Origin of the sequence: Streptomyces sp. NPDC060198 (genome assembly GCF_042728415.1) — a bacterium.
Taxonomy (GTDB): Bacteria; Actinomycetota; Actinomycetes; order Streptomycetales; family Streptomycetaceae; genus Streptomyces.
Map to the genome: position 1 here is coordinate 1 of NZ_JBHWZJ010000273.1, position 9,445 is coordinate 9,445.

A 9,445-nucleotide genomic window follows, 5' to 3' on the forward strand; every position below is an offset into this window, starting at 1 on the left:
CTCACCTTCCAGTGTGCGCGATGCCCCGCCCGACCTGCGAAAAATGCCCGTGAACGGGCGGTTGCTACTTCTTCAGGCCGGGGTACAGCGGGAACTTCGCGGCCAGCGCGACGACGCGGGCCTTGAGGTCCTCGGCGTCGTACGCGGGCTTCAGGGCCGAGGCGATGATCTCCGCCACCTCGGTGAAGTCCTCGGCCTGGAAGCCGCGGGTGGCCAGGGCCGGCGTACCGATGCGCAGGCCGGAGGTGACCATCGGCGGGCGCGGGTCGTTCGGGACGGCGTTCCGGTTGACCGTGATGCCGATCTCGTGGAGCCGGTCCTCGGCCTGCTGGCCGTCCAGCTCGGAGTTGCGCAGGTCCACCAGGACCAGGTGCACGTCGGTGCCGCCGGAGAGGACGGAGACGCCCACCTCGGTGACATCCGGCTGGATCAGGCGCTCGGCGAGGATGCGGGCACCGTCCAGGGTGCGCTGCTGGCGCTCCTTGAACTCCTGGGAGGCCGCGACCTTGAACGACACGGCCTTGGCCGCGATCACGTGCTCCAGCGGGCCGCCCTGCTGACCCGGGAAGACCGCCGAGTTGATCTTCTTGGCGAGTTCCTGGGTGGAGAGGATCACACCGCCGCGAGGACCACCGAGGGTCTTGTGCGTGGTGGTCGTGACGACGTGGGCGTGCGGCACCGGGTTGGGGTGCAGACCCGCGGCCACCAGGCCCGCGAAGTGGGCCATGTCGACCATCAGGTACGCGCCGACCTCGTCCGCGATGCGGCGGAAGGCGGCGAAGTCCAGCTGACGCGGGTACGCGGACCAGCCGGCCACGATCAGCTTCGGCTGGGACTCCTTGGCGAGGCGCTCCACCTCGTCCATGTCCACGACACCGGTCTCGTCGACGTGGTACGGGACCACGTTGTAGAGCTTGCCGGAGAAGTTGATCTTCATGCCGTGGGTCAGGTGACCGCCGTGGGCCAGGTTCAGACCCATGATCGTGTCGCCGGGCTTGAGCAGCGCGAACATCGCGGCGGCGTTCGCCTGCGCACCGGAGTGCGGCTGGACGTTCGCGGCCTCGGCGCCGAAGAGCGCCTTGATGCGGTCGATCGCGATCTGCTCGACCACGTCGACGTGCTCGCAGCCACCGTAGTAGCGGCGGCCCGGGTAGCCCTCGGCGTACTTGTTGGTGAGGACGGAGCCCTGCGCCTCCATGACGGCGACCGGAGCGAAGTTCTCCGAGGCGATCATTTCGAGGGTGGACTGCTGGCGGTGGAGCTCGGCGTCGACTGCGGCGGCGACGTCCGGGTCCAGCTCGTGGAGGGAGGAGTTGAGAAGCGACATCAGGCGGTCCCTTGGGTCTCAGTTGCCGGAGAACTCGGTGTATTCGTCGGCGGTGAGCAGATCCCCCGGCTCTTCCGCGATGCGCACCTTGAAGAGCCAGCCGCCCTCGAAGGGAGCGGAGTTCACCAGGGACGGGTCGTCCACCACGTCCTGGTTCGCCGCGGTGACCTCGCCGGTGACCGGCGAGTACAGGTCGCTGACCGACTTGGTCGACTCCAGCTCGCCGCAGGTCTCGCCCGCGGTCACCGTGTCGCCGACCGCCGGGAGCTGGGCGTACACGACGTCACCGAGCGCGTTGGCCGCGTACTCGGTGATGCCCACGGTTGCCACGCCGTCCTCGACGGCCGACAGCCACTCGTGCTCCTTGCTGTACCGCAGCTGCTGGGGGTTGCTCATGACCTGAATTCTCCTGTACGCGGATGGGTGCTGACGAACGATGGTCTTACGGGATGAGACGCGACTCGGTCACGTCCGGCCCGGTGGGCGGGGCGCGGAGTGCCCCCGACGCCTACTTCCGGCGCTTGTAGAAGGGCAGGGCCACGACCTCGTACGGCTCATGGGTGCCCCGGACGTCCACGCCGACACCCTCGGTGCCGGGTGCGGCGAAGGCCGCGTCCACGTACGCCATGGCGATCGGCTTGCCCAGCGTCGGGGAGGGGGCGCCGGAGGTGACCTCGCCGATCACCTTGCCGTCGGCGACGACCTGAAAACCGGCGCGCGGCACCCGGCGGCCCTCGGCGACCAGGCCGACGAGCTTGCGGGGAGGGGCGGTCTCGGCGCGCTCGGCGGCGGCGACGAGAGCCTCGCGGCCCACGAAGTCGCCCTCCTTCTCGAACTTCACGACCCGGCCGAGGCCCGCGTCGAACGGCGTCAGCGCCGTGGTCAGCTCGTGCCCGTACAGCGGCATGCCCGCCTCCAGGCGCAGCGTGTCGCGGCAGGAGAGCCCGCAGGGGATCAGGCCGTGCGGGGCGCCGGCCTCGGTGAGCGCCTGCCAGAGCGTCTCGGCGTGCTCGGGGGCGACGAACAGCTCGAAGCCGTCCTCGCCGGTGTAGCCGGTACGGGCGATGAGGGCCGGAACTCCGGCGACCGTGCCGGGCAGGCCCGCGTAGTACTTCAGCCCGTCGAGATCGGCGTCGGTGACGGCCTTCAGGATGGCGGGGGACTCGGGGCCCTGGACGGCGATCAACGCGTACGCGTCGCGGTCGTCACGGACCTCGGCGTCGAAGCCGGCGACCCGCTCGGTCAGGGTGTCGAGGACGAGCTGGGCGTTGCCCGCGTTGGCGACCACGAGGTACTCGGTCTCGGCCAGGCGGTAGACGATCAGGTCGTCCAGGATGCCGCCGTCCTCGCGGACGATCATCGTGTAGCGGGCCCGGCCGACGCCGACCGTGCCGATGTTGCCGACGAGCGCGTGATTCAGGAACGCCACGGCCTCGGGGCCGGTGACGGCGATCTCGCCCATGTGGGAGAGGTCGAAGAGCCCGGCGCGGGTGCGCACCGCATGGTGCTCGTCACGCTCGCTGGCGTACCGCAGCGGCATGTCCCAGCCGGCGAAGTCGGTCATGGTCGCGCCCAGCGAGCGATGCAGCGCATCGAGGGCGGTCGTACGGGGGGCGGTGCTCATGAGGTGGCTCCCAGGGCGCGCAGGGCATGACGACGAGGACGGTCCCTCCCCATCTGTCATCGGAACCTGAGAGGTTCGCCGAGAGGCCCCTGACGGGTCGGCTTGCACCTTGGGTGGAGCCGGTGACCGGCTCGCTTTTCAGATCTGCCTCATCCACGCGGTACGGGGCCTGAGAGATTCAAGGGAGGAACTTGCTCCTTCGGCGCCCGGCACACACGGTGGCCGGGACTCTCCCGCGTGGATTCAAACGGCCGGTATGCAGTTGCGCGCACATCATCGCACGCACGGCGGTCGGCCCCGGCGCCCGGTACCCCCGCCCGGCCTCCCGTCCGGGACACTTGCCGCGCATTACCTTTTCTTTACACTTTGTGGGCAGGTGCTGGGGTGACTCGACAGGGGGAGTGCCGATGTCGTTGCGACCGTACGCGGGGGTGGTGCGGTGGGGGGTCGCCGTGCGGCAGACACCGCCCGCCGCCGAGAAGGGGCCGCCGGCCGTGCGCGACCTGCGCGGTGGGGCCGGGGACGGACCGCGGCGGCTCGAATTCGCCCCCGGGGACGTCGTCGTCGTCTCCGGGCTGCCCGGCAGCGGCAAGTCCACCCTCATCCGGCGCGCGGTCACCACCCGCGCCATCGACTCCCAGGACACCCGGGACCGCTTCACCGCGGCCCTGCCCCGCTTACTCCCGTACGCCCTCTACCGCCCCCTGGTCCGCGCCGCCCACTACTACGGGCTGCTCGGTGCGCTGCGCTCCGGCGAGGCGGTCGTCGTCCACGACTGCGGGACGCAGGGCTGGGTACGCCGCTGGCTGGCCCGCCACGCGGCGCGCCGGGGCCGCGCCCTTCACCTGGTGCTGCTCGACGTTTCCCCCCGGACGGCCAGGGCGGGCCAGCGCGAACGCGGACGCGGCGTCTCCGGGTACGCCTTCGCCCGGCACCGGCGCGCGGTCGGCCGGCTGCTGCGCGACGCCGAGCGCGGCCTGCTGCCCCCGGGCTGCGCCTCCGCCGTGCTGCTGGACCGCCCGGCGGCCGGGGCGCTGGCGGCCATCGCCTTCCCGGTGGCGGAGCCGGACGTACCGGGGCCGGTGGCGGCGGACGTGCCCGTCGAGGTGGTCGAGGGACCGGTGGCCGATCCGCCGCCGGGTGCGCCGGGCGCGGTGCCCGGCATGCGGGGCAACGCCGGGGACAACAGCGTGGCCGGGACGCCGGGGCCCCGCGCCGGTTAGTGTTTCTGCCGCAGGACACGGTCGACAAGAGGACACAGAGGCAGTGGACATCCCGGCACAGACGTCGCCCCGCCAGCTCCAGGGGTGGCCTGCGAACGAGTTCGAAGAAGTGCTCAGCGCCTCGCTGGGCGTCCCCGGGGCGGGGAGCCGGCTCGTCGAGGTGCTCGGCCGCAGCCAGCTCTGGATTCCGCTGCCCGGCGGCGGCAGTCCCGCCAGCGCCGATCTCGACCTGCCGACGATCGAACTCGACGGTGCCGCCTTCGTCCCCGTCTTCAGCTCCGAGGCGCAGTTCCTCGGTTGCGTCGGTGCCCACCTCTCCTTCGCCGTCGCGCCCGCCCGCGAGTTCGCGCGCGGACTGCCCCCGCAGGTGGGCATCGCGGTCAACCCGGGCGGCGCGGTCGGGCTTCCGCTGCCGCCCGCCGCCGTCGCCGAGCTCTGCCGTGCCGGGAACACCCCGCTGGACGGACCGGCCGGCGGCGGCCGGGTGCGGCTCTGGGAGCCGGACTGGAAGGAGGAGCCGGTCGACTTCCTCGCCGCCGTGTCCGCGGAGTTCCAGCAGACCGGTGTGGTCGCCACCGCCCGTCGCGCGCTGGCCAGCATCGAGGGCGGCGACCCCGTCCTCTTCGTCGCCGTCCAGTTCTCGGCGTGGGACGAGGCCACGCGGGGCGCCCCCATGGACGCGCTGGGCCGCGCGCTCGGACGCGTGCAGGTGCCGTGGCCCGTCAACCTGGTCCTGCTCGACATGGCGCAGGACCCGGTCGGCGACTGGATGCTGGAGAAGGTCCGGCCCTTCTTCCAGTGACCGCCGGGACGGCCCGGTCGCGGCCCTCGGGCGTGTCCGTCGACCGGCTGCCGGGCAGCCCGGCCGCTGCCCGGGACCGGCCTGCCGTGTCCGGCATGTCGGACGGTGGCGTCAAGTCGGTGTCAGTAAGGGCGCATAAGCTGGTTTGATGGCGAGGTCGCTCCCGCGCGCCCGGGGGCGGCGCGCGACACGGTGGATCGACGAGGGGCGGGACCCAGGGTGAGTGCGTCAGGCACGGCAGCGGCCGGGCAGGTCGAACACATGCTGCGCCAGGTGACCCCCGGGCGCTTCGACGCGTACGAGGAGTTGCTGAGGGCCCTTTCGGACGGCCAGGTCTGGATGCTGCTCTGGCACGGCACGGCCGGCTCCCCGGACGCCCAGTACGGCAACATCGGTGTGGGCGGCCTCGGTTACGCCCCCTGCGTGACCTCCGCCCAAGAGCTCGCGGCCAGCGGCTGGAACCGCGCCCACGAGGTGATCACCGGCCGGGAGATCGCCCGCTCGCTCTTCCCCGACCACTGGGGAATCTGGCTCAACCCGCACACCCCCGGCGGCGGCGTGGGCATCCCGTGGCTGGATCTGCGCCGGATCGCCAACGGGCTCGACCGGCTGCCCGCAGGACCCCTCACCCTCTCCGAACCGGCCATCGAGATCCCGCAGTTCTACGCGTTGCTCTCGCAGAACGCGCACCGCACCCCGGCGATCCGCTCGCTGCGTCGCGCCTGGGTGCAGCCGGCGCTCGGCGCTCCGTACCTCGCCATCGGGCTCGACCTCTACGACACCGGCCGGGCCGCGGTGGAGTCGGCCCGCGCGATGATGGGGCAGACGATCGGCGCCGTCCCGGAGGGGCTTCCCGTCTCCACGGTCGCGATGTCCGACGACTACGACCCGGTCGCGATGTGGCTGCGCGCCAACGCCCGTCCGTTCTACGACCGGGAGGCGCACGCGCAGCCCGTCGCGCCGCCGCCCGCGGCCCCCGGTTACGGCTACCCGCCCGCGTACTGACGCTCCCGCGCGCTTCGGTCCCTCTCCGCGGCACGGCCGCGCCGTGGAGAGTCCCCTACCGCCGGGCCCGCCCGTACGGGTGAAGTGACCTGCGCTTTTCGGCCATCTCGGACCGCTCCGGATGCCGTTGCCGCCGTGCGCCCGGTGTCCGGGAGGGGTACTCGTGCGGCCTTTCACGCCTTTTTCACCGCCGGGCGGTGAAGCGTGCCATCTGATGGGTACATCGTCCCCATGCGCGCCATGTCCCGCTCTGACCACTCCTGCCGCTCAAAATGGGTGTTGGCGCGCATCCGTACTCAATTGAATTTCAACTATGTTGCGTCCGGGGGGCGTTCACAGGCGTCCGGATAACGGATCGACCAACTCGGATCACGGTTAGGCATCCATTCGCCGTCAAGTCTGGCAACAGATCACGACGGGGATGAAGACTCCCGCACCAAGGGGCGATCGGTCCCGAGCCACCACCGGACGAAACCGCCGCCACCGCGGCAAGTGTGTGCCGGCCACCGCCGGTTGAGAGGGGTCCCTGCCACGATGACGGCACCACTGCACGAGCCGACAACGGAAGCGGCCCCCCCGGCGGGATTCGAAGCGGGCATCGCGCCCGAGAAGGCGGTGCAGGGCCGTTCCCTGGGCCGCATCGCCTGGGAGCGGCTGAAGCGGGACAAGCTGGCCCTCGGCGGCGGCATCGTGGTGCTGTTGCTGGTCGTCGTCGCGCTGCTGGCGCCCGTGATCACCCACCTGGTCGGCCAGTCCCCGTACGACCACCACGAAGAGCTGATCGACCCGCTCTTCTCCACGCCCACCGGCTCCTACGGGGCGATGAGCGGGACGCACTGGTTCGGCGTGGAGCCGGTCAACGGCCGCGACATCTTCGCCCGCATCGTCTACGGCGCCCGGGTCTCGCTGCTCGTCGGCTTCCTCTCCGCCGTCGTCGCCGTCGCTCTCGGCACGGTGCTCGGCGTGCTGGCCGGCTTCTTCGGCGGCTGGCTGGACGCGCTCATCAGCCGCGTGATGGACATGCTGCTCTCGTTCCCGCAGCTGCTCTTCATCATCGCCCTGGTGTCCGTGATGCCCAACAAGCTTCTGGGGCTGGAGGGTTCGGGCGTCCGTCTCTTCGTGATGATCCTGGTCATCGGGTTCTTCGGCTGGCCGTACGTCGGCCGCGTGGTGCGCGGGCAGACCCTGTCCCTGCGCGAGCGGGAGTACGTGGACGCGGCACGCAGCCTGGGAGCGGGGCGGTTCTACATCCTCTTCAAGGAACTGCTGCCGAACCTGGTGGCGCCGATCGTCGTCTACGCCACGATGATGATCCCCACCAACATCCTGACCGAGGCGGCCCTGAGCTTCCTGGGTGTCGGAGTGAAACCGCCCTCCGCCTCCTGGGGCCAGATGCTGTCATCCGCTCTGAGCTACTACGAGTCCGACCCGATGTACATGATCATTCCGGGCGTGGCGATCTTCATCACCGTCCTCTCCTTCAACCTCTTCGGTGACGGCGTGCGTGACGCGCTCGACCCGAAGGGTTCTCGCTGACTGCCGTACCCCGGAGCCCGTGCGCACCGTACGGGCCGATCTACACACGGAGGATCCCGAATCGTGACTTTTCGACGGAACACACGGCGCAAGCAGGCCGTGGCCGCTGCTGCCGTGGTCGCGGCACTGCTCTCCACGGCGGCCTGCGGCGGCGGGGGCGACGACGACAGCGGCAAGGGCGGTGGCAAGGACGGCGGTTCCGCCAACGCGGCCGGCTTCGACGCGGCGAACAACAAGGTCGCCAACGCCTCGACGAAGGCCGGCGGCGAGCTGAAGTTCGCCGGTGTCCAGGACGCCGACTCCTGGGACACCACGCGTGGGTACTACGGTTTCGTGTGGGACTTCATGCGCTACTACAGCCGCCAGCTGGTGACCAGCAAGACGGCCCCGGGCGCCGGCGGCACCGAGCTCACCCCGGACCTCGCCACCGAGCGCGCGAAGATATCGGACGACGGCAAGACCTACACGTACACCCTGCGCGACGGGGTCTCGTGGGAGGACGGCAAGCCGGTCACCTCGCAGGACGTCAAGTACGGCATCGAGCGCCAGTGGGCCCAGGACGTGCTGTCCGGCGGCCCCGTCTACCTGCGGGACATCCTCGACCCCAAGGGCGAGTACAAGGGTCCCTACAAGGACACCTCCGCCGACCACCTGGGTCTGAAGGCCATCGAGACGCCGGACGCGAAGACGATCGTCTTCCACCTGCCGACCGCCAACAGCGACTTCGAGGCGATCCTCGCGCTGACCTCGTCCTCGCCGGTCCGCCAGGACAAGGACACCAAGTCGAAGTACGGCCTCAAGCCGTTCTCCTCGGGCCCGTACAAGTTCGAGTCGTACACGCCCAACAAGTCCGTCGTGCTGGTCCGCAACGAGAACTGGAAGCAGGAGTCGGACCCGGTCCGCAAGCCGCTGCCGGACAAGATCTCGGTGACCCTGTTCTCCAACGCGGACGACATGGACAACAAGCTGCTCAGCGGTGAGTACGACCTCGACGTCAACCAGACGGGTCTCTCCCCGCAGGGCCGCACGAAGGCGCTCAAGGAGTACAAGGACAACCTGGACAACCCGGTGTCCGGCTACATCCGGTACGCCGCCTTCCCGCAGAACGTCGCGCCGTTCGACAACATCCACTGCCGCAAGGCCGTGCTCTACGGAGCCGACCACAAGTCGCTCCAGACCGCCCGTGGCGGCCCGGTGGCCGGCGGCGACATCGGCACCAACATGCTGCCCCCGTCGGTGCCCGGCTCCGAGGGCCAGAAGTACGACCCGTACGGCTTCACCACGAACGACGGCGCGGCGAACACCGCCAAGGCCAAGGAAGAGCTGGCCGCCTGCGGCAAGCCGGACGGCTTCTCCACCACCATCGCGGTGCGCAACAACAAGCCCGTCGAGGTGGCCACCGCGGAGTCGCTCCAGGCGTCCCTCGCCAAGATCGGCATCAAGGTCGACATCGACCAGTACGACGGCGCCCAGTACTCGGGCATCATCGGCAACCCGTCCGTGGTGAAGAAGAAGGGCTACGGCATCATCATCATGGGCTGGGGCCCCGACTTCCCCTCGGTCCAGGGCTACGGCCAGCCCCTCTGGGACAGCAGCTACATCCTGGACAGCGGCAACAACAACTTCGCCATGATCAACGACAAGGCGATCGACGCGAACTTCGACAAGTACGCCGTCGAGCTCGACGACGCCAAGAAGGTCGCTCTCTCCACCCAGCTCAACCACCAGGTGATGGAGGGCGCTTACTACCTGCCCTTCGTCTTCGAGAAGTTCATCAACTTCCGCTCCTCCCGTCTGACGAACGTCTACACCACTGACGCGTACAGCGGTCAGTACGACTTCATCAGCCTGGGCGTTCAGAAGTAATCATTCCCCCGGCACACCCGCCGAACGGCACGAAAGGCAGGTGAAGGCCGGAGCGGTTCGGC

At 70.1% G+C, this 9,445-nt stretch carries 8 protein-coding genes and 1 riboswitch; of the genes, 5 read left to right on the plus strand and 3 right to left on the minus strand.

Annotated features, from left to right (window positions below; all coding sequences use genetic code 11):
- Positions 1–64 precede the first annotated feature (64 nt).
- The 3 genes from glyA to gcvT form a co-directional block, all read right to left on the minus strand.
- Positions 65–1,327, minus strand: a complete 1,263-nt coding sequence (glyA, locus tag ACFWEP_RS26065; RefSeq protein ID WP_387373394.1) for a serine hydroxymethyltransferase — start codon at positions 1,325–1,327, stop codon at positions 65–67.
- Between the two features lie 18 nt (positions 1,328–1,345).
- Positions 1,346–1,723, minus strand: a complete 378-nt coding sequence (gene gcvH, locus ACFWEP_RS26070) for a glycine cleavage system protein GcvH (RefSeq protein WP_387373396.1) — start codon at positions 1,721–1,723, stop codon at positions 1,346–1,348.
- A 112-nt stretch (positions 1,724–1,835) separates the two neighbouring features.
- Entirely contained in the window at positions 1,836–2,951 is a 1,116-nt protein-coding gene (gene gcvT, locus ACFWEP_RS26075; protein WP_387373398.1) for a glycine cleavage system aminomethyltransferase GcvT, read from the minus strand.
- A 148-nt stretch (positions 2,952–3,099) separates the two neighbouring features.
- A riboswitch (glycine riboswitch) is annotated at positions 3,100–3,197 on the minus strand.
- A 161-nt stretch (positions 3,198–3,358) separates the two neighbouring features.
- Between gcvT and ACFWEP_RS26080 the strand changes: the two genes are divergently transcribed.
- The 5 genes from ACFWEP_RS26080 (at position 3,359) to ACFWEP_RS26100 (ending at position 9,383) form a co-directional block, all read left to right on the plus strand.
- Entirely contained in the window at positions 3,359–4,174 is an 816-nt protein-coding gene (locus ACFWEP_RS26080; RefSeq protein ID WP_387373400.1) for an AAA family ATPase, read from the plus strand.
- Between the two features lie 43 nt (positions 4,175–4,217).
- Positions 4,218–4,976, plus strand: coding sequence for an enhanced serine sensitivity protein SseB (locus tag ACFWEP_RS26085; RefSeq protein ID WP_387373402.1), 759 nt, complete (start codon positions 4,218–4,220; stop codon positions 4,974–4,976).
- 219 nt (positions 4,977–5,195) lie between these two features.
- Entirely contained in the window at positions 5,196–5,981 is a 786-nt protein-coding gene (locus tag ACFWEP_RS26090) for an enhanced serine sensitivity protein SseB C-terminal domain-containing protein (RefSeq protein ID WP_387373404.1), read from the plus strand.
- A gap of 534 nt (positions 5,982–6,515) precedes the next feature.
- On the plus strand, positions 6,516–7,517 hold the full coding sequence (locus ACFWEP_RS26095; protein WP_387373405.1) for an ABC transporter permease: 1,002 nt from the start codon (positions 6,516–6,518) through the stop codon (positions 7,515–7,517).
- Positions 7,518–7,577: 60 nt separating this feature from the next.
- Positions 7,578–9,383, plus strand: a complete 1,806-nt coding sequence (locus ACFWEP_RS26100) for an ABC transporter substrate-binding protein (protein WP_387373407.1) — start codon at positions 7,578–7,580, stop codon at positions 9,381–9,383.
- Positions 9,384–9,445: the final 62 nt, after the last annotated feature.

Bases quoted from the DNA above. Each gene is read 5' to 3' on its own strand.
- glyA (WP_387373394.1), bottom strand. From the start codon at position 1,327: ATGTCGCTTCTCAACTCCTCCCTCCACGAGCTGGACCCGGACGTCGCC.
- gcvH (WP_387373396.1), bottom strand. From the start codon at position 1,723: ATGAGCAACCCCCAGCAGCTGCGGTACAGCAAGGAGCACGAGTGGCTG.
- gcvT (WP_387373398.1), bottom strand. From the start codon at position 2,951: ATGAGCACCGCCCCCCGTACGACCGCCCTCGATGCGCTGCATCGCTCG.
- ACFWEP_RS26080 (WP_387373400.1), top strand. From the start codon at position 3,359: ATGTCGTTGCGACCGTACGCGGGGGTGGTGCGGTGGGGGGTCGCCGTG.
- ACFWEP_RS26095 (WP_387373405.1), top strand. From the start codon at position 6,516: ATGACGGCACCACTGCACGAGCCGACAACGGAAGCGGCCCCCCCGGCG.